Below are 18,156 nucleotides of genomic sequence, written 5' to 3'. Positions count from 1 at the left end.
AAATCCCGCCCGACCGTTTCACTTTTAAGCAGGGGCATATGTGAACATTGCGGGAGTTCTTTTTTCAAAAGTTTTCCCCGCAGTATCCACGATAAACCACTGTAAAAATGTCACAGTCAGGCGGAACAGTTTAAAATCTGAAATCGCGCTTGCCGCCGTTCTTTATTTCATCAAGATAGTCCATTGCACGCTGTCTGCGCTTCTCATCGGGAACGTTAAGTATCTCCTTTGCGATAAGAGCCTCGCCCACAGCCCTGGTCTCGGGTGAAGCGTAGTCGGTCAGGTACTCCTGAAGCGTCATGAGAGCGTTGGGGTGACAGCAGTTCTGTATCTGTCCCACCTTGCAGAGTGCCATGAAGCGGTCGCCTGTTCTTCCCTCACGGTAGCAGGCAGTACAGAATGAAGGGATATGTCCCATGTTCATGAGCCACTTCACTACCTCATCAAGTGAGCGCTGGTCGGAAACGTCAAACTGCTCTGTGTCGTGAGGTCTTTCCTCGGGAGTATAGCCTGCATAGCCTCCGACAGATGTTCTTGAGCCGCCTGAGATCTGAGAAACGCCCAGCTCAAGCACCTTCTCACGACATGACTCGTTCTCACGGGTAGAGATTATCATGCCTGTGTAGGGAACTGCTATTCTGATACAAGCGATTATCTTTGCAAATGTATCATCGTCGATACCATTGTCGAACACAGTCGGATCAATGTCGGAAGCTCTCTTTACACGAGGAACGCTTATAGTGTGGGGACCTACGCCGTGAACAGCCTCAAGGTGCTCGGCGTGCATAAGAAGACCTGCAAATTCGTATTTGTACATATCAAGTCCGAAGAGAACGCCCAGACCTACGTCATCGATACCGCCCTCCATAGCGCGGTCCATAGCCTCAGTGTGGTAAGCATAGTTATGCTTTGGTCCAGCGGGGTGAAGTCTCTCATAGCTCTCCTTGTGGTAGGTCTCCTGGAAGAGGATATATGTGCCGATGCCTGCGTCATGGAGCTTCTTGTAGTTCTCGACAGTTGTAGCCGCGATATTTACGTTAACACGGCGGATAGCACCGTTTTTGTGCTTGATGGAATAAATAGTATCGATACATTCAAGAATATACTCGATAGGATTGTTTACAGGATCCTCGCCCGACTCGATGGCAAGACGCTTGTGTCCCATATCCTGGAGAGCGATGACCTCCTGGCGTATCTCCTCCTGAGTCAGCTTCTTACGGGGTATCTCCTTGTTCTGCATATGATAGGGACAGTATACGCACTGGTTTACACAATAATTAGAGAGGTAAAGAGGTGCGAACATAACAATTCTGTTGCCATAGAAAGCTTCCTTGATCTCGCGGGCAAGGTCGTACATCTTCTCCGTCATTTCGGGAATATCACAGGCGAGAAGCACACTTGCCTCACGGTGTGACAGTCCTGCACATTCAACGCCTCTGCCGGTCTTCCTGGGTCTTGCCTTCTCAAGTATCTGCTCGATAAGCTCACGGTTGTGCTTGTTCTGCTCGGCATACTCCAGTGTAGCCTTTATTTCTTCATCGTTTATAAATTCCTCTGCCTTGAGGGACTTCATATCATACATAATAATTCCTCCTGATTCAATATTGAACGTCTTACTTTTTTGATATTGCTGCCTTTACAGATACGCCCTGTATCTGTCCCAGCCTTCCTGTGAGACTGCTGATAACATCGGGCTCTGCGTCAAGCGCTACGGAGATCAGTGATATTCCCCTCTCCTTATAGGGTATCCCCATGCGTCCGATGATGATGTCGCTGTAATCGTGAAGCACGTTGTTCACTTCTACAGCTGCGGACTGCTCATCAATGACGATAGCAGCTACCGCAATACGTTTATTTTCCATTTCTCCTCCTTTGCAGGCAGAAAAACGGCAGTCAACAAAAAACTCCGCCCATGGTACGGACGGAGATAGTCTGCTATATGATCGTTCACATCACTCAACTGCCATCCGATAACAGAGTATCCACCCTGCTGCCCGAAAACAATAAATTCAAACCGCCAAACAGAGAATAAATCCTCTGTTCCGCTGTATACATTCTAACACATTGTTACAACATTGTCAATCTTAATTTGTTAGTATCTACTAAGATTTACATATGTAAGACTTAATATATTAATATAACGGTTCAAATCACCAGTAAGCAGCACTGTCCTTTGTGCAAAACGAACAATGGGGCAGTCCCTTTTTCAAATAAATATATAATTTTTCAAAAATCACTGGACAAAATAATTTATTTGTGATATACTTATTTTAGATTTATTTTTGAGGTGATTATTAATGGGTTTATTCTCATTTTTCCAGGGCGGAGCTAAATATTTCGATAAAAAGATCGATCCAAAGTGCGATTACTGCTCATACGGTAAAAGAACCAAGGATGGAAACAGAGTTCTCTGTGAAAAGAGAGGTCTCGTTGAACAGAACTATTCATGTAAGGCATTCATCTATTCTCCCCTTAAGAGAATTCCTGTAAAGCAGCTCAGATTTGTCGGCAGTATCGCTGACGACGAACTCTACATAGAGTCAAAGGGCGATCGTACAGAAAAGGAAGCGGCAGAGAAAAAGGCTAATGAGGAGGCTGCTCCCAAGGCAGAAGCTCCTGCTCAGGCAGCTGCACCTGCTCCCGCACAGCCTGTGACACCTGCACCTGCTCCCGTACAAGAAGGTCCTGCTCCTGTTCAGCAGGCTGCAAATGAAACAGCTCAGGAAGCAACTTCACTGGCAGACGCAGCCAAGGCTGCGGAAGAGGCTCTGAATAGCGGAGCTCAGAATGAATAATTAAACAAGCATCAAAAGAGGAACGTCATGCTCCTCTTTTTGTTTTTCGGAGGTAAAATGATTATACAGAGCATTAACGGTATAAGCTACAGACTTAAAACCAAACACGATCTGACATGGCTCAATAAATACGGCAAGGTGTTTTCGGTTATTGACGAAACAGGCTCGGGCTGTATCTGCTTCGGAGTTGAAAGCTCTGAGGGAAGATATTTCTTCAAGATCGCCGGCGCCGATACCATAGAGGGAGAGGTCTCCCCTGCAGAGTCTGTAGATGCTCTGAAAAACGCTGTTCAGATATACCGCGACCTTGCTCACCCGTCTCTCATACACATAAGGGACAGCTTTCAGCATGGCAAGCTTTATGCAGCGGTTTTTGACTGGGCTGACGGAGAGGGACTCTTCGATCACTGGAACTTTGATAAATATTCAGCCGAGAATATAACGCCTCCATATCAGCGATTCAAAGCCCTCCCTGTAACTAAGCGGCTGAATGCAGTGTCGGATATTATCTCATTCCTTGAGAATACTGCTGCAAAGGGCTATGTTGCCTGCGACTTCTATGACGGCAGCCTTATCTACGATTTTGACCGTGACAAGCTTACTATCTGCGATATTGACTTTTTCCGTAAGGCTCCCGTGGTGAATACTCTCGGTGAGAACTACTGGGGCACTAAACGCCTGAAGGCTCCCGAGGAGTACATAATGGGAGCTGTTATAGATGAGGTCACTAACGTCTTTACTCTCGGAGCGATCATATTCGATATGTTCGGAAGCTTCTCCGACACTGATATAGCCGAGAGATACGAAAAATGTGCCTTTATCCCTTGCTCACGTAACAAATGGGAGCTTTCCGACGCGGCTTACAAAGTGATCCTCAGAGCTGTGTCCCCCGAAAGAGAGCAGCGATATATGTCCATTAGCGCCTTTGCGGAACATTTCCGCAATGCTCTCGCCAAGTGATATATTTTCCCCTTGACAAATCCCTTACAAAAATGTATAATTATTATTGTGTTGTTTGGCTTTTGTATAAAAGTTCAATTCAGTAAATATATAATAGTTTAATATGCGGGTATGGTGGAATTGGCAGACACGTCAGATTTCGTTTGCGTTGCGTCATTGGAGGACTGCTTGAGATATGGAAGATTTCATCAAAGCACATAAGTTCAGCAATAACCATATGGAACAATTGAAAAATGATAAGCTTTGTGGTTGTTTTTATTGTTTAGAGATCTATTCTCCATCAGAAATAAACGAATGGATAGTTGCTGACAATGACTGTGACCGAAATGGCACAGCAATTTGCCCATATTGTGGAATTGATTCTGTTATCGGTGAAAGCTCAGGTTACCCTATCACTAAGGATTTCCTTACTAAAATGAACAGGTATTGGTTTTAATATGTTTAATATGCGGGTATGGCGAAATTGGCATACGCACCAGATTTCGTTCACGCTACGTCATTGATTTTATAATACTGCTCCTGTCGGCAGTCCAAATCGACAGTCAAAATTTAATATGCGGGTGTGGTGAAATTGGCAGACACGGTAGTTTTAGGTGCTACTTCCGAAAGGAATGCAGGTTCAAGTCCTGTCACCCGCACCATATTTAGACGTCACAATGGAGATATTTATCATTTGACGTTAGTGAAAAACATCCCTATTTATAGGGGTGTTTTTCTTTTTATGACTTTCCCTCACCGAAGGAATTTATTATTGATCAATAATCCAAGCAATTAGGTATTGACGCGATCTTGAGACTAATTCCTACCGCACCAAGGCTCACCCACTCCTCACACCATCTCACCATAGCTCATCCATAAAAAATCGGACAGTTTCTGCTGTCCGATTTTTTGTTAAAAGTATTGGGCTACTAAATTATTTAATTGCTGCTTTATACCATTAAAGTCACAGTCTAAGTCCAAACTTTTTACGCCAATAGTATTACCACTCATTGAATACTCCTGATTGGGCTGAATGAAATCATCAGTTTTGGCATATAGTAGCAATCCAGAGACTTCCTTGTCTGATCCAGCTTCTAATGATTTATTCTTCGTATATGTAAATATTTGATACAGGTTTCCCGAATGTATAGATCGAGAATCATATTGAATCTGAAGATTATGAGAATAATACTTAGCGTCAATAATCAAAATCTTATCTCTATATGAAAGAACGCTTCGATCCGGAGTTATCATATAAAAATGCAGCTCATGCCACATGGCAATTCGCCAATGAAATGAAACCGGGCGATATAGTATTCGTAAAGAAGGGAATGCATCAGATAGTAGGTCGCGGTGTTGTCGAATCTGATTATTACTATGACGAAAATCAGCCTAATTTCAAAAATGTTCGTAAAGTAAAATGGACGCACAAGGGCGAATGGGAGCATCCAGGTCAGGCTGTCATGAAGGCGCTAACTGATATCACTCAATATACGGAATATGTCGAAAAGCTCAATGCACTATTTGGAAATGAAATAGAAGACGATGCCGAAGAACAAGAAATTGTATATCCTGCATATGATGAGGGACAGTTCCTCGATGAGGTCTATAGGATATTGCCATTCGTCCACCTCCCACAGCCTGTCGGCTATTATTTTTTCAATAAGCGGCTCGATCGGGAACGGCGCTTCGTAGACCGTAAGTCTGCGGCTTTCAAGCTGCTGTGATGCGCCCGAGCCTATCTTTGCCACAACTACTGCGTGAACATCACTGAGTACATCTATCACCTTGTCAAATGACGAATCATTGTGATAATGCCCCTGACAGACACGCTCAACTTCCCTTGTGCCGATAAATCTATATGTGTTATCGCCTATTTCGATTATATGAAATCTCTCTGCATGACCGAAATGCTGATTAACGACGATACCATCGGTTGAAGCGACAGCTATTCTGTACGCAATATTATCACCTCGTTATTTACCGCCGACTGCGGCTGAGTATATCCTTTCAAGCAGAGTGAAAGCTCCACGGTAGCCGATATAGGTCTTGTTTATGGTGACTTCCTCCGTTGTGGGAGGACCTACCTCTATAAGCAGTCCGCCCTTTTCAGCGGCAACATCACTTTCCCAGGTAGTACCGAGGATAAGCGGTACTCCCGAACCAAAATTCACCGTTCTCAGCGATTCCTCCACAAGGTAGCCGTCCTCGATGAACTCGGGCTCGACTGAAACACCTTCTGCGATATTGCGGAAGTATTCAGTTATTTTCTCCCTGTATCTCGGCGGAGGATTGTCCGTGATTATCTGCTTTACGGGAATCATTCCTATCTGAGATGCGAGGAATTTCGTGTAGGCGAGAGTATATGCGCTGTCGCCGATGACTGCAAACTGCGAGGGAAGTCCGAACCAGTATTCCGAGAAGAATTCTGCGAAGTGTTCAAGAAAGTAGTAATAAAGCTGTGATTCCTCTTTGATGAATGCCTCGGACTTGCGCTTGTTGATTCCTGCAAATTCCACAACCTTGCGGATAAATGCTGTTGTAGCTTCCTCGCCGATCGGTATTTCCGGGATGTGCAGATAGGGCTGTCCGTATTTTCTTTCAAGAAGCTTTGCGGTTTTTACTCCTACCCACGGAGATATGACCAGATTGAACTGCGCCTTTGGAATATTCTTCCACTCCTTCGCGCCGCCGCTCTGTGGTCCGAAAAGAACATTGACTTTCAGTCCCGCTGCTCTGAGGATACGGACAATTTCAAGGTAATCGCCGCGCCAATTCTGATGAAAATATGGAACATCGAACCAGAGATTAACAAGTCCCTGTTCCTTTTCACCGTCGTAATCGCCGACATACTGGTTTATTATGGACTCAATAACAATTTCGTGACCTGTCAGGTTAGTGCCCTTGAAGCCTCCCGTTTCAGCACAGACTATCGGAAATCCTTGTTCCTGATACTTACGGACAACGCTTTCAACATCATCACCAATAAGCTCTCCCGAACAGCCTGTGAGAACTACATAAAGGTCGCCTTTCAGCACTGCAAGGGAAGATTTTATAAGGTCGTCAAGCTTCTGTGTACCACCGAAAACTATGTCATTTTCGCCCACATTGGCACTTGGCACATTTCCGCCGCCTGCACCTGCCGAGCCCTGAAATCCGTTATCGAAGCTGATAAGGAAAAACTGCTTGTACATACAGCCCGGACCGCAGTTTGCTATTGGAACTCTGCCCTTTATCGCTGCGACCGTATATGCCGCACCTACTGTACAGCCGTAATGAGGATGAACTATCGTACCGCTTTTAGTCTTTGTCTCTGCCATTTTTATGCACCTTTCTTTTTTAACTTTTCATTAAGAGCCTTGTCTATCACTTCGGGCTCTTTTGAGAGGATGAACGGATCATCCTGTGACTGCCACCACTTTGTATATGGCAGCTCAACATGGCGCTGAAGCACCTGATTAAAGCGCTTTCTCGCCAGTATATCAAGGAGTATCTCTCCTGTTCTTATCATTCCGTCATAGCCTACGGGAATATGCTCATCGCCCATCGCGAGAGCAGGGATACAAAGCTTTGCGGCTTCGGGAGCAAGTCCCTGATGGCGAATGATAACGAAATCCGTCTTTACTCTGCGGAATACCTGCGGAAGCTGATATGCCTGAGTTTTGCTGACAGTATAGTGCGGTATATCGCCGTATTCCTCAACAAGATTTTTGAGGGAGTTCTGATTTTCACCAACGCCGTCGTAAACAGGGTCATGATGGAATACAACTGAGCCGTCAACCTCGATGCCAAGCTCACGAAGTACGGAGATAAGTCCGTGTGCATAGGCTGAACCTGTCATTATAAAGCCTTTAACACCCTTGAATTTCTCGCGGAGCTCAAGTATCCTCGGCATTACTCTTTCATGCTCTGACTTTATGTAATCCTCAGTTTCCTTTTCCTTGCCCACTATTTTTGCGATGGCTCTCAGCCAAGCATCGGTGCCTGCAAAGCCGTAGGGCTGTGGAGCGTCTTTCTGTGGAACTCCGAAATGCTGTTCCAGAACTGTTGCCATATATGAACCGAGAGTGTGGCAGAATGTGGAGGTCGCCACAGCTTCCGACGCCTGTTCAAGCTCTGCATAGTTGGCGCAGTCTATCATGTAATTCACACGCAGTCCCAGCGGCTTGAGGATATCCGTGAAGTAGTCAGTGCCCCACAGTGCTACGATATTTATGAGATCTTTCTGCTTCTTCGGGTTCCTGTTTACTATCTTCTGAGCCACACCGTGCTGTGAGATGTCAAAGCCTGTGCTCCAGTGCTTGGAGCGGAAGCCCTCGCAGTGAAGCGGTATTATGGGTACTCCGACCTCCGGCTCCATTTCGTCGGCGATACTGTCGATATCCTCACCGATTATCGCAGTCGCACACGCCATTGAAATGAATATCGCCTTCGGAGAAAAGCGCTCCTTAGCGTCTCTTATAGCCTGCCTCAGCTTATCGCTGGCACCGAATACCATGTCTTTTTCAAGGAGGTTTGTGCAGAATATCCTTAAATTCTGTACAGGCTTGTGTCTTCTGGTAAGTCTCATTTTGAACGCAAGGTTGAACCACGCATTGTCAGCCGCACAGCCTATGGGTGAATGCTGTATAAGTATACAGTCCGTGAGATTTCCTATCTGACATTCCACGATAGCATTAGCGCACATGGTCTGCTGATTAAGCGGAGTTTTAAGTTCGCACAAACGACAGGCTTTGCTGCCGTTTCCGCAGCAGCCGCCATGATTCTCTGCTGTGTTTCCCTTCTTTTTTTCTTTTCTTCCTTCGTAGTCAGACTCTTTTACGAGCTCTGAGGCAGCTCCGTCCCATGCGATGATAGTACCGAGACGCATTTCACGGTTTTCAACGCTGGTCATATCAAGATTTATTTTCTTAGCCATTACCTGTTCTCCTTTGCTTTGGGGTATGTATATATTATACATAGGTAAAGTGTGATTTGTCCAATACTTGTTTCTGAGATTCTATTCTCAGAAATCCCGATAACCACTGTTAACACACAGCAATTCTTCAATATATCGTCAGTTATAGTTGACAGTTGTGTTCTTTTACAGTATAATTATTATAATCGGCCCAGTACAAAGGAGGTAAACACAATGGCACTAATCTACAGAAAACTAACAGAAAAAGACCTTGATACATTTATAGAAATGCGTATAAACCAGCTTCGTGAGGAAGGTGCAAAAGAAGACATCGACCTCAGACCTGCACTGAATGACTACTACACTCGGCATATGTCAGACGGCACATTTTTATCATGGCTGGCTGTAGATAATGATAAAATTATCGGCACAAGCGGTATGTCAATAGTCGAAAAGCCGCCGTATTTTGGCTGTCCAAGCGGCAGGATAGGGCTTCTTTCAAGTATGTTCACCGATAAAAACTACCGCCGACAGGGTATTGCCAAAGAACTGCTTTCAAGAGTTGTAAATGAAGCCAAAGAGTGTGGCTGCGGAACTGTTCAGATAACGGCTTCGGATATGGGAGTTCTTCTATATACTGATTTCGGCTTTACGAAGAACAATAATTTCATGCAATACAAATTATAAAGAAAAGCCTGAAAGCTGTAATTCTGCTTTCAGGCTTTTGTCTTATTCTCTTACTTTCAGCTCACGTTTCACTTCGTCAATAAACTGCTTTCCCATACTGCTGAGGACATTGTTTCTCTTGGTGATATAACCGATTGTCATGGTACTCTGAACGCTGTCATCATTCTTGAAGGGGATCACAAGGAACTGGTCTCCGCTGAGTTTCTCGGAATAAATACTGGAACACAGCGTGTAGCCGTTAAGTCCTGCCATGAGATTCATCATAGTTGCACGATCGGTAGCCTTGACGGTTTTCTGATAGGCGTGTTCAATGAGTATCTCCTCGGCGAAATATATCTCCGTATCATTTTCCTGTTCAAAGGAAAGACAGGGGTACGGATCAAGCTGCTCAAATGTCAGTTCTTTTTCCTTGGCGATAGGGTGTGAACGGGCAAGATAGACACTGGCGGGACAGACTATCAGCGATGTAAACTCCAGTTCATTCTCACGGAGAAGCCTGTTTATCACACGCTGATTAGTGTCGCAGGTATAGATTATACCTATCTCACTTTTCAGCGAGCTTACGTCCTTTATTACATTTGCTGTTGCAGTTTCGCGAAGTGCAAGGTCGAACCGGTTAGAGTCGTAATGCTTAGCCATTTCGATGAATGCCTTGACTGCAAAGGAGTAGTGCTGCATTGACACCGCAAATCGTCTGCGAAAATTCATTTCCTCGCCGTATTCTTCCATTACTTCCTCATACTTCTGATAGACTCGCTTGATCTTTGCGAGAAAAGTCTCTCCCTCAACAGTAGTGGTAACACCTTTATGTGTCCTGTGGAATATCTGTATTCCAAGTTCGTTTTCAACGTCCCTGACGGCACCCGTCAGTGTGGGCTGAGCTATGAAAAGCTTTTCAGCCGCCTTGTTCATTGAGCGTGATTCTGATATTGTAATAAGATAGTTGATCTGTTGTAAAGTCATAAAACACCTCGTAAAAAAACAGCCTCTTCATTGAAGAAGAAGCTGTTTTATAGTTCCATTTAAATGTATTATTTAGGAGGTTATACACTAAATGTTTTCAGCTAAAATTTGTTTTCCTATGATACATCGTGATTTGCTGCACATTCGGTCTGTTCCTTTCACGATGGAGCGGAGCATACCAAGCACATAGGACGTTTTATAATTCATCTTTACCGCTCCTTTCGTTTGGTATGGTCTTATTATACCACCTGGCAATGAACTTGTCCAATGCAAAAAAGCCATTACTGATTATAGGCATACACTATATATCAGCTTTCTTTTCTGCACAGATCCTTTACGACCTCTCCTGCAATAATAAGTCCGACGACTGAAGGCACAAATGCCGTACTTCCCGGAATGTCACGGCGCTCTGTACACTTATGCTTTGCCCCCGGAGGACATATGCAATGGGTACGGCATGATATGGACATATCCTCGATAGGACGTGTGGGCTTTTCCTCTGAATATACAACTTTCAGCTTTTTTACCTTGCGCTTGCGGCACTCTATACGCATTACCTTTGCAAGGGGACACATTTTGGTATCGTATATATCCGCCACACGAAATGCCGTGGGATCAAGCTTATTGCCTGCTCCCATACTGCTGATAATGGGGATATGAAGCTCCTGTGCCTTCATAACAAGCGCAAGCTTCGCTGTAACGGTATCAACTGCATCTACTATATAATCGTACTCATCAAACGGAAATTCATCTTCGTTTTCCGGCAGAAAAAAACACTTATGTATACGGATCTCCGCATCAAGGTTTATCTCCTTCATTCGTTCAGTCATTACCTCTGCCTTGTACCTTCCCACCGTTTTTCTTGTGGCGATAATCTGTCGGTTAAGATTTGTAAGACAGACCTTATCATCATCAATAAGATCGAATTTATATACACCGCTTCTTACAAGCGCCTCACAGACATATCCGCCTACTCCGCCGATGCCGAAAACCGCCACCCTTGCATCTGCAAGCTTATTCATTCCATCACTGCCTATCAGAAGCTGTGTTCTTGAAAACTGGTTCAACATAATGCTCACCTTTAAATAATAGTAATTTTATAGATATAATATGATTATATATCAGGTTAAAGAATATGTCAATATCAATTTCATACAAATCATATTGACAAAGTAGTTTTATAAGACTATAATATTCTCATACCCATAAACAAATCACAGAGGTGAGATATATGAAAAATGAGATCAGACAGGCTATTTACGACAAATATATTGCACCGACAAAAAAAGTACGTCCCGACTATATCGGAGTTGAGATAGAAATGCCCGTAGTAAACCTTAACGGTCAGGCTGTTGATGAAGCTGTTTCAATTGAAGTCGCCGAAAGATTTGCCGATCACTTCAACTTCAAAGTATCAGGCAGGGATACAGACGGAAACATAACATCTGCAAAGGATACACCAACAGGAGATATTCTCTCCTTTGACTGCTGCTATTCCAACCTTGAGCTTTCCTTCGGCAAAGCTGTCGGGCTGTTTGAGATAAAGGAAAGGTTTGAAAAATACGTCCGTTTTCTCAATTCCGAATTTGCAAAGCACGGCTACACTCTGACGGGTATGGGAGTAAATCCAAATGCGGATATAAACCATAATCTGCCTATCCAGAATGAGCGCTACCGTATGCTTTACCACTATCTCCACTCTTATCCCGAGCATACCGATGAGGTGGATATTCGTTTTCACAAACGTCCTGATTTCGGTACATTCACCAGTGCTTCCCAGGTCCAGCTCGATGTTAGTTATGAGCAGCTTACCGATGTTATCAACGTTTTCGGGCTTCTTGAACCCTACAAGTCGATACTGTTCGCCAACTCCTACCTCCCCGACTATCCCGACTTTCTCTGCGTGAGAAATATGCTTTGGGAACACAGTATGCAGGGCTATAATCCCCATAATGTGGGGATGTTCGGAAAGTTACTGACGAATACAGATGAGCTTATCGACTATATCGGCTCTCAGTCGATCTACTGCACCATGCGTGACGGAAAATATGTGAACTTTACACCTCTGACTGTAGACGAATACTTCTCCCGTGAAGTCATTGAGGGCGAATTTTTCGACGGAAATGAATATCGGAAGATAGAATTTGCTCCCGAAGCAGGCGACCTTGAATATCTCCGCACCTTCAAATTCGAGGATCTCACATTCAGAGGAACTATTGAATACAGAAGCTCCTGCTGCCAGCCCCTTTCGGAAGCTCTGACAGTTGCCGCATTCCACACAGGACTGAAAGAAAAGCTGTACGAGCTCAAAGAGATAGTTGAAAACGATGAGGTCATCTACTCCCACGGCTTCAATGCCACGGAGCTCCAGAAGCTGCTGTCAAAACAGAAGCTCCCTGATTATATCGATGAGGGAGCTGTTGAGCGACAGCTCATCCGCATACTTTACCTTTCATCAGAAGGACTGATTAAACGCGGACTTGGTGAGGAAGCATTGCTTGCTCCGCTCTATGAAAGAGTACGCAGACACACAAATCCCGCAAGGACTATGGTGAACGGAATAAAGAACGGCGTCCCCATCGAAAGCTATATCAGGCAGTATGCAGCGATATGAGGTGGATCATGAGCAGTAATGAGATAAGGGATGCAGTGATCACCGATAACGAACTGACATTTTCGCATAACGGCAGGGACTATCTGTTATACGGCTGGGAGCAGTGCGACGGCTATTTTCTCAGCCTTGAATGTGAAGGCGAGCTTGTATGGCAGTCAGCTCCCATGTCGAAAACCGAGTGCATTGATGAATTTATACGTTATTATTTCGGATCATAACCGATGGTCCGTTCGTTTGGCTATAAACAGAAAGCCGCAGGGTGATCCCCCGCGGCTTTTGCTATCCTGTTCATATATCAACGCTCATTTGCCGCTCTCACCATAATTGGAGAGTACACGGGCAGAGGGGTCATTGACATTGCAGCCCTCCCACTCCTTGTTGGGCATCCAGAAATCCACTACCATTTTGCTGTTGCCCTGATAGTATTTCTCAAATATCTCGCGGTAAAGCAATGACTCCTTTGTAAAGGGCTTTGCGTGGGAATACTTGGTACAGAGAAGCTCATATTCCTCGTCGGAGTAATAGCTCTCGGCGTATTCTTTAAGATAGTCCACCATTGAATGACCTACAGCGTCGGAAAAAGCAGCCTTTTCACGGTAGAGTATTTCGTGGGGCAGATAGTCACCCTCAAAGGCATGACGAAGCAGATATTTTCCCTTGTTGTACTTGTTCAGCTTCATCTCGGGATCAACTGCCATAACGTACTTCACAAAGTCAAGATCGCCGAAGGGCACTCTCGCCTCAAGAGAATTAACGGAAATACACCTGTCCGCACGGAGAACATCATACATATGGAGCTCGCGTACACGCTTCACCGACTCAGCCTGGAAAGCCTCCGCCGATGGAGCAAAATCCGTATATTTATAGCCGAAAAGCTCGTCGGAGATCTCACCCGTCAGCAGCACGCGTATATCGGTCTGCTCATGTATTGCCTTGCACAGAAGGTACATACCCATGCTTGCACGAATGGTCGTAATATCGTATGTGCCAAGAAGGTGGATAACATCTTCAAGCGCAGCAATGACATCCTCCTTAGTGATGATGACCTCCGTATGCTCGCTGCCGATATAATCTGCCACCTGCTTTGCGTATTTAAGGTCGATAGCATCGGTGTTCATACCGATAGCGAATGTACGTATGGGCTTATCCATTTCACGCTGAGCAATGGCACACACAAGAGACGAATCAAGTCCGCCTGACAGCAGAAATCCCACTTTTGCGTCTGCGTCAAGGCGCTTTTTTACGCCTGAGACCAGCTTGTCATGGATATTGGCACAGACCGTTTCAATATCATCGTGAATAAAGCTGTCTACTGCTGTTATATCACAGTAGCAATGGAACTCACCGTCCTTGTAGTAATGTCCGGGCGGGAAGGGCATAATTTTTTCGCACACCTTCACCAGGTCCTTTGCCTCGCTGGCGAAAACTATGATGTCCCCGTCATAGCCGTAATACAGGGGACGAATGCCTATTGGGTCACGGGCAGCTATAAAGCTATGCTGCTCATGGTCATAGATGATGCAGGCAAACTCAGCATCAAGCATGGAGAACATATCCGTGCCGTATTCCTTATACAGGGGCAGCAGTATCTCACAGTCGCTGTCGCTGCGGAAGGTGTGACCCTTTGCAATAAGTTCATCGCGTATTTTCCTGAAGCCGTATATCTCACCGTTACAGACGGCATAATTATTATCAAGCTCAAAGGGCTGCATTCCCTGAGGAGTCAGTCCCATTATGGAAAGGCGCTGAAATCCCAGAACACCGTCTTTAAGGTCGATTATCCTCTCATCGTCGGGACCTCTTGACACTGTAGCCGTAAGTCCCTCGGAAACCTTCTGCATACCGCCGCCTGTGCCGCAGTATCCCATTATCGTACACATTTTCTATTCCTCCGAAATACTGTAATATCAAGAGCCTGTATCGCCATTGATACAAGCCCTTTGAAAATGTCACCCATGAATTTTTTCGTCAAATTTGTTCTTGCTGCCAGCACCTGAAACGTCCACGGGATAATCTCCCGTAAAGCAGCCGCTGCAATAGCCGCACTTATTGTCTATCAGCTCGCCAAGGGCTTTTATGGGCAGATATGCCAGGGAGTCCGCACCGATATAACGTGCTATCTCCCCGGTAGAATGACACTTCCCTGCAATTAGGTTCTCCTCTGAATCTATATCGGTGCCGAAATAGCAGGAGTGCAGAAAGGGCGGAGATGATATGCGCACGTGTACCTCCTTTGCTCCTGCATCACGCAGCAGCTTCACTATCCTCGCACTGGTAGTGCCGCGGACTATGGAGTCGTCTATCATAATAACACGCTTGCCTGCAACGCTCTCACGCACTGCATTCAGCTTTATTTTCACCGCATTTTCGCGCTGTGCCTGCTGGGGCTGTATAAAGCTCCTGCCGATGTATTTGTTCTTGATGAAGCCTATACCGTAGGGTATGCCGCTTTCATTTGCATAGCCCAGAGCCGCGTCAAGTCCCGAATCGGGAACACCGATAACTATATCCGCATCTACGTGACTGTACTTCGCAAGGAGCTCCCCTGCCTTCAGCCTCGCATGATGTACCGATACGCCCTCTATGACCGAGTCGGGACGGGCAAAATAGATATACTCAAATATGCAGATATTCTGCTTTTTTCCGCAGTTGGTACGGATAGACCTCAGACCTTCTTTTCCGATGACAACTATCTCCCCTGCTTCCACATCACGGATAAACTCCGCACCCACTGTCTCAAGGGCGCAGGACTCGGAAGCCACAACATGGGCGCCGTCGTGAGTTCTGCCGATACACAGCGGACGGAATCCGTCGGGGTCACGGAAAGCAATGAGCTTGGTAGCGGTCATAAGTATGCAGGAGTAGGCTCCCCTGAGACGGGGCATTGCCTTTTCTACAGCCTCCTCGGTGGAATGACAGTCAAGCCGCTCACGTACTATCTCATAAGCGATAGCCTCCGTATCGGAGGTGCCGTGGAATATAGCTCCCGACATCTCAAAGGACCGTCTCAGCTCTGAGGCATTGACCAGATTCCCGTTGTGGACAAGTGCCATATTTCCTTTGATATGGCGGATAACAAGGGGCTGGATATTATTGGGGTTATGTCCGCCCGTAGTGGAATAGCGGACGTGTCCCACTGCCATATTGCCCTTGCCCAGCTTGTCAAGCTCCTCACGGCTGAAAACCTCCGATACAAGTCCGTCAGCCCTTTTATGCCTGAAAACTCCGTCATCACACACCGCAATGCCGCAGCTTTCCTGACCGCGGTGCTGGAGTGCATAAAGTCCGAAATATGCCGAGGAAGCAGGATCGGCGCAGCCGTTTTCGTATATGCCGAAAACTCCGCATTCCTCGTGTATGGAATCAAACATTTTTACACCTCTTATAAATACTGCTCGTTTATCCTGTCGATCAATTCAAGAGCCGCAATGCTTTTCTTCTTGCGCTTGTTCATGGCGTACTGCTCAAGATATGCGTGAGCCTCTGCTTCGGTCATGTCCTTGAACTCCATCAGCATGAACTTTGCTTTGTCTATGGTCTGTATCTCCCTGACCTTTTCCTCAAGGCGAAGATTTTCACTGTACAGCTTGAGCGACCGCGTCACAGCAATGTCCAGCGTTTTCACCAGCTGATAGAGAAGAGTCCTGCTGAAGGGCTTTCCGACGATAATGATACCGCTTTTTTCTGCGCGGTCACTTACCTTTTCGATGTGCTCTTCCTTTATCATAAAGATACAGTTTGCGGCAGTTTTTTCGATTATATACTCCGCAAGCTCAAAGCCCGATTCGTCCATCAGCGGCGAATTTATCACCGTCAGTTCCACAGAGGGATCGGAATCGAGATAGGTCTTTGCCTGATAAGCCGATTCCACAAGCTTCGGCGTACACCGGAATGAATCGCGGAGAAAATTAACGAGTGCTTCAGAGGCGCTTTTGCTGCTTGATATTACAAGTACCTTTTCCAAAGCCGACCTCCGTTATAAACTGTAAAAATACTTCTGATCCTCAAATGCTTCCTTGTCGTATGCAGTTGAGTATTCCTTCCACTCGGTTCTGCTGCATGATATGAGAGTTGCAAGAATATTTTCAGGGATATACTTCCTGATGAACTCTGAGCCCTCAGCCAGGTCTGCCGCTTCCTCAAGTGTCGCGGGAAGTCTGCCGATGCTCTCATTCTCCGCCGGAAGCTGTGCCTTTTCGGATATTCCCTCCAGTGAAGCGTATATCATGAGCCCCAGAACGAAATAGGGATTGCATACACAGTCAGCAGCTCTCAGCTCTACGGGAGTATCATGGCTGTCGGGGTCCATTCTGACAAGCTGTGAGCCTTCATCAGCCGCCCAGAGAATATCTCGCGGAGCTGTGAACTCTCCCAGTCTCTCATAGGAATTGACCGTTGAGTTAGTAAACAGAGTGAAATCGCGGATATGCTCCATAATGCCTGCTGCTGTGCTTTTCAGCTCGTCACCCGTTGCTGTGCTGCGCTCCTCAAGGAGGTCGCTGTCAGGGAAGATATTGAAGCTGATATGCATACCGTTACCGCAGTCTGTGCGAAGGGGCTTGGGCATGAAGCTGGCGTGGACACCGTGGGTCTCTGCCACGGATTTTACCGCAGATTTGAAGCTGAGGAAGGTGTCCGCAGCCTTCAGTGCTGACGAGGCGTTGAAGTCTATCTCATGCTGACCGCAGCCGCTCTCATGACGTGATGATACAGGGTGAATACCCATCTGCTCAAGAGTCAGGCAGACGTCACGGCGGATATTCTCTCCCTTGTCATCGGGAGCTGTATCGCAGTAGCCTGCATTGTCATGAGGTGTTTTCGTGGGTACACCGTTTTCATTGATCCTGAAGAGCGTGAACTCGCAGGAGGTACCGAAGCGAAAGCAATAGCCTGCGGACACTGCCGATCTCATCGCCTTTTTCAGAAAATATCTGCCGTCTCCTTCAAAGGGAGTACCATCGGCATATCTGATATAGCAGAACATTCTTATAACTCTCCCCTGCTGGGGTCTCCAGGGGAGCACAGTCATAGTCTGTGCATCGGGGAACAGGAAAAGATCCTTCCCATTTGCAGCTTCAAAGCCTGATATTTTCTTGGCGGTTATTCGCGCACCGCTTTCAAAGGTCGCAGCAAGTTCGCTGGAGAGTATTGAGATGTTTTTCAGTCTTCCGTTGAGGTCACAGAAGGTGAGCTTCACGAATTTGACATCATTTTCCTCAATATACTGTAGTATTTCATTTTCTGAATATATCATATCGTCC

The 18,156-nt window shown here is 45.9% G+C and carries 17 protein-coding genes and 1 tRNA gene; 7 read left to right on the top strand and 11 right to left on the bottom strand.

The window, feature by feature from the left end; genetic code table 11:
* Window positions 1-130: 130 nt before the first annotated feature.
* Together hydG and T488_RS0107875 are read right to left on the bottom strand one after the other, a co-directional pair.
* Entirely contained in the window at window positions 131-1,582 is a 1,452-nt protein-coding gene (hydG, locus tag T488_RS0107880; RefSeq protein ID WP_028520295.1) for a [FeFe] hydrogenase H-cluster radical SAM maturase HydG, read from the bottom strand.
* 31 nt (window positions 1,583-1,613) lie between these two features.
* Complete coding sequence (locus tag T488_RS0107875) at window positions 1,614-1,862, bottom strand: TM1266 family iron-only hydrogenase system putative regulator (RefSeq protein ID WP_028520294.1); 249 nt, start codon at window positions 1,860-1,862, stop codon at window positions 1,614-1,616.
* Between the two features lie 435 nt (window positions 1,863-2,297).
* On the opposite strand from T488_RS0107875, the gene T488_RS0107870 reads away from it, so the two are divergent.
* The 4 genes from T488_RS0107870 (at window position 2,298) to T488_RS0107855 (ending at window position 4,396) form a co-directional block, all read left to right on the top strand.
* Window positions 2,298-2,795, top strand: a complete 498-nt coding sequence (locus T488_RS0107870) for a hypothetical protein (protein ID WP_028520293.1) — start codon at window positions 2,298-2,300, stop codon at window positions 2,793-2,795.
* Between the two features lie 57 nt (window positions 2,796-2,852).
* Window positions 2,853-3,755, top strand: coding sequence for a hypothetical protein (locus T488_RS0107865; RefSeq protein ID WP_028520292.1), 903 nt, complete (start codon window positions 2,853-2,855; stop codon window positions 3,753-3,755).
* Window positions 3,756-3,930: 175 nt separating this feature from the next.
* Window positions 3,931-4,191, top strand: coding sequence for a hypothetical protein (locus T488_RS0107860; RefSeq protein WP_028520291.1), 261 nt, complete (start codon window positions 3,931-3,933; stop codon window positions 4,189-4,191).
* 120 nt (window positions 4,192-4,311) lie between these two features.
* Window positions 4,312-4,396, top strand: a tRNA-Leu gene (locus tag T488_RS0107855).
* Between the two features lie 858 nt (window positions 4,397-5,254).
* Here T488_RS0107855 and T488_RS19285 read toward each other — a convergent pair.
* The 3 genes from T488_RS19285 to T488_RS17415 are packed head-to-tail and all read right to left on the bottom strand — an operon-like array spanning window position 5,255 to window position 8,652.
* Window positions 5,255-5,662, bottom strand: a complete 408-nt coding sequence (locus tag T488_RS19285) for a NifB/NifX family molybdenum-iron cluster-binding protein (RefSeq protein ID WP_278245083.1) — start codon at window positions 5,660-5,662, stop codon at window positions 5,255-5,257.
* 48 nt (window positions 5,663-5,710) lie between these two features.
* Window positions 5,711-7,054, bottom strand: a complete 1,344-nt coding sequence (locus T488_RS0107840) for a nitrogenase component 1 (RefSeq protein ID WP_028520288.1) — start codon at window positions 7,052-7,054, stop codon at window positions 5,711-5,713.
* A gap of 2 nt (window positions 7,055-7,056) precedes the next feature.
* Window positions 7,057-8,652, bottom strand: coding sequence for a nitrogenase component 1 (locus T488_RS17415; RefSeq protein WP_037297576.1), 1,596 nt, complete (start codon window positions 8,650-8,652; stop codon window positions 7,057-7,059).
* 213 nt (window positions 8,653-8,865) lie between these two features.
* Between T488_RS17415 and T488_RS0107830 the strand changes: the two genes are divergently transcribed.
* Window positions 8,866-9,318, top strand: a complete 453-nt coding sequence (locus T488_RS0107830) for a GNAT family N-acetyltransferase (RefSeq protein WP_028520287.1) — start codon at window positions 8,866-8,868, stop codon at window positions 9,316-9,318.
* 42 nt (window positions 9,319-9,360) lie between these two features.
* Here T488_RS0107830 and T488_RS0107825 read toward each other — a convergent pair whose 3' ends face one another.
* Together T488_RS0107825 and T488_RS0107820 are read right to left on the bottom strand one after the other, a co-directional pair.
* The gene (locus tag T488_RS0107825; RefSeq protein ID WP_028520286.1) at window positions 9,361-10,281 is read right to left on the bottom strand and encodes a LysR family transcriptional regulator; all 921 of its coding nucleotides are present in this window, start codon (window positions 10,279-10,281) and stop codon (window positions 9,361-9,363) included.
* Between the two features lie 308 nt (window positions 10,282-10,589).
* On the bottom strand, window positions 10,590-11,351 hold the full coding sequence (locus T488_RS0107820) for a tRNA threonylcarbamoyladenosine dehydratase (RefSeq protein WP_028520285.1): 762 nt from the start codon (window positions 11,349-11,351) through the stop codon (window positions 10,590-10,592).
* A 161-nt stretch (window positions 11,352-11,512) separates the two neighbouring features.
* Here T488_RS0107820 and T488_RS0107815 point away from each other — a divergent pair, with 161 nt between their 5' ends.
* Complete coding sequence (locus T488_RS0107815; RefSeq protein ID WP_028520284.1) at window positions 11,513-12,895, top strand: glutamylcysteine synthetase; 1,383 nt, start codon at window positions 11,513-11,515, stop codon at window positions 12,893-12,895.
* An 8-nt stretch (window positions 12,896-12,903) separates the two neighbouring features.
* Window positions 12,904-13,113: a hypothetical protein gene (locus tag T488_RS0107810; protein WP_028520283.1), complete on the top strand. Its 210-nt coding sequence runs from the start codon at window positions 12,904-12,906 to the stop codon at window positions 13,111-13,113.
* A gap of 84 nt (window positions 13,114-13,197) precedes the next feature.
* Here T488_RS0107810 and asnB read toward each other — a convergent pair whose 3' ends face one another.
* From asnB to T488_RS0107790, 4 genes are all read right to left on the bottom strand, one after another.
* Entirely contained in the window at window positions 13,198-14,775 is a 1,578-nt protein-coding gene (gene asnB, locus T488_RS0107805; RefSeq protein WP_028520282.1) for an asparagine synthase B, read from the bottom strand.
* Between the two features lie 69 nt (window positions 14,776-14,844).
* Window positions 14,845-16,266 carry an amidophosphoribosyltransferase gene (gene purF / locus T488_RS0107800; RefSeq protein WP_028520281.1) on the bottom strand — a complete coding sequence of 474 codons (1,422 nt, stop codon included), beginning with the start codon at window positions 16,264-16,266 and terminating at the stop codon, window positions 14,845-14,847.
* Between the two features lie 11 nt (window positions 16,267-16,277).
* Window positions 16,278-16,859: an ANTAR domain-containing response regulator gene (locus tag T488_RS0107795; RefSeq protein ID WP_028520280.1), complete on the bottom strand. Its 582-nt coding sequence runs from the start codon at window positions 16,857-16,859 to the stop codon at window positions 16,278-16,280.
* A 12-nt stretch (window positions 16,860-16,871) separates the two neighbouring features.
* Entirely contained in the window at window positions 16,872-18,149 is a 1,278-nt protein-coding gene (locus T488_RS0107790) for a glutamine synthetase family protein (protein ID WP_028520279.1), read from the bottom strand.
* Window positions 18,150-18,156: the final 7 nt, after the last annotated feature.

Source organism: Ruminococcus flavefaciens ND2009 (assembly GCF_000621785.1).
GTDB classification, from domain to species: domain Bacteria; phylum Bacillota; class Clostridia; order Oscillospirales; family Ruminococcaceae; genus Ruminococcus; species Ruminococcus flavefaciens_C.
Note: the sequence above shows the minus strand (reverse complement) of the source record. Positions and strands in the feature narration are given on the sequence as shown.

Bases quoted from the DNA above. Each gene is read 5' to 3' on its own strand.
- hydG (WP_028520295.1), bottom strand. From the start codon at position 1,582: ATGTATGATATGAAGTCCCTCAAGGCAGAGGAATTTATAAACGATGAA.
- T488_RS0107875 (WP_028520294.1), bottom strand. From the start codon at position 1,862: ATGGAAAATAAACGTATTGCGGTAGCTGCTATCGTCATTGATGAGCAG.
- T488_RS0107870 (WP_028520293.1), top strand. From the start codon at position 2,298: ATGGGTTTATTCTCATTTTTCCAGGGCGGAGCTAAATATTTCGATAAA.
- T488_RS0107865 (WP_028520292.1), top strand. From the start codon at position 2,853: ATGATTATACAGAGCATTAACGGTATAAGCTACAGACTTAAAACCAAA.
- T488_RS0107860 (WP_028520291.1), top strand. From the start codon at position 3,931: ATGGAAGATTTCATCAAAGCACATAAGTTCAGCAATAACCATATGGAA.
- T488_RS0107840 (WP_028520288.1), bottom strand. From the start codon at position 7,054: ATGGCAGAGACAAAGACTAAAAGCGGTACGATAGTTCATCCTCATTAC.
- T488_RS17415 (WP_037297576.1), bottom strand. From the start codon at position 8,652: ATGGCTAAGAAAATAAATCTTGATATGACCAGCGTTGAAAACCGTGAA.
- T488_RS0107830 (WP_028520287.1), top strand. From the start codon at position 8,866: ATGGCACTAATCTACAGAAAACTAACAGAAAAAGACCTTGATACATTT.
- T488_RS0107825 (WP_028520286.1), bottom strand. From the start codon at position 10,281: ATGACTTTACAACAGATCAACTATCTTATTACAATATCAGAATCACGC.
- T488_RS0107820 (WP_028520285.1), bottom strand. From the start codon at position 11,351: ATGTTGAACCAGTTTTCAAGAACACAGCTTCTGATAGGCAGTGATGGA.
- T488_RS0107815 (WP_028520284.1), top strand. From the start codon at position 11,513: ATGAAAAATGAGATCAGACAGGCTATTTACGACAAATATATTGCACCG.
- T488_RS0107810 (WP_028520283.1), top strand. From the start codon at position 12,904: ATGAGCAGTAATGAGATAAGGGATGCAGTGATCACCGATAACGAACTG.
- asnB (WP_028520282.1), bottom strand. From the start codon at position 14,775: ATGTGTACGATAATGGGATACTGCGGCACAGGCGGCGGTATGCAGAAG.
- purF (WP_028520281.1), bottom strand. From the start codon at position 16,266: ATGTTTGATTCCATACACGAGGAATGCGGAGTTTTCGGCATATACGAA.
- T488_RS0107790 (WP_028520279.1), bottom strand. From the start codon at position 18,149: ATGATATATTCAGAAAATGAAATACTACAGTATATTGAGGAAAATGAT.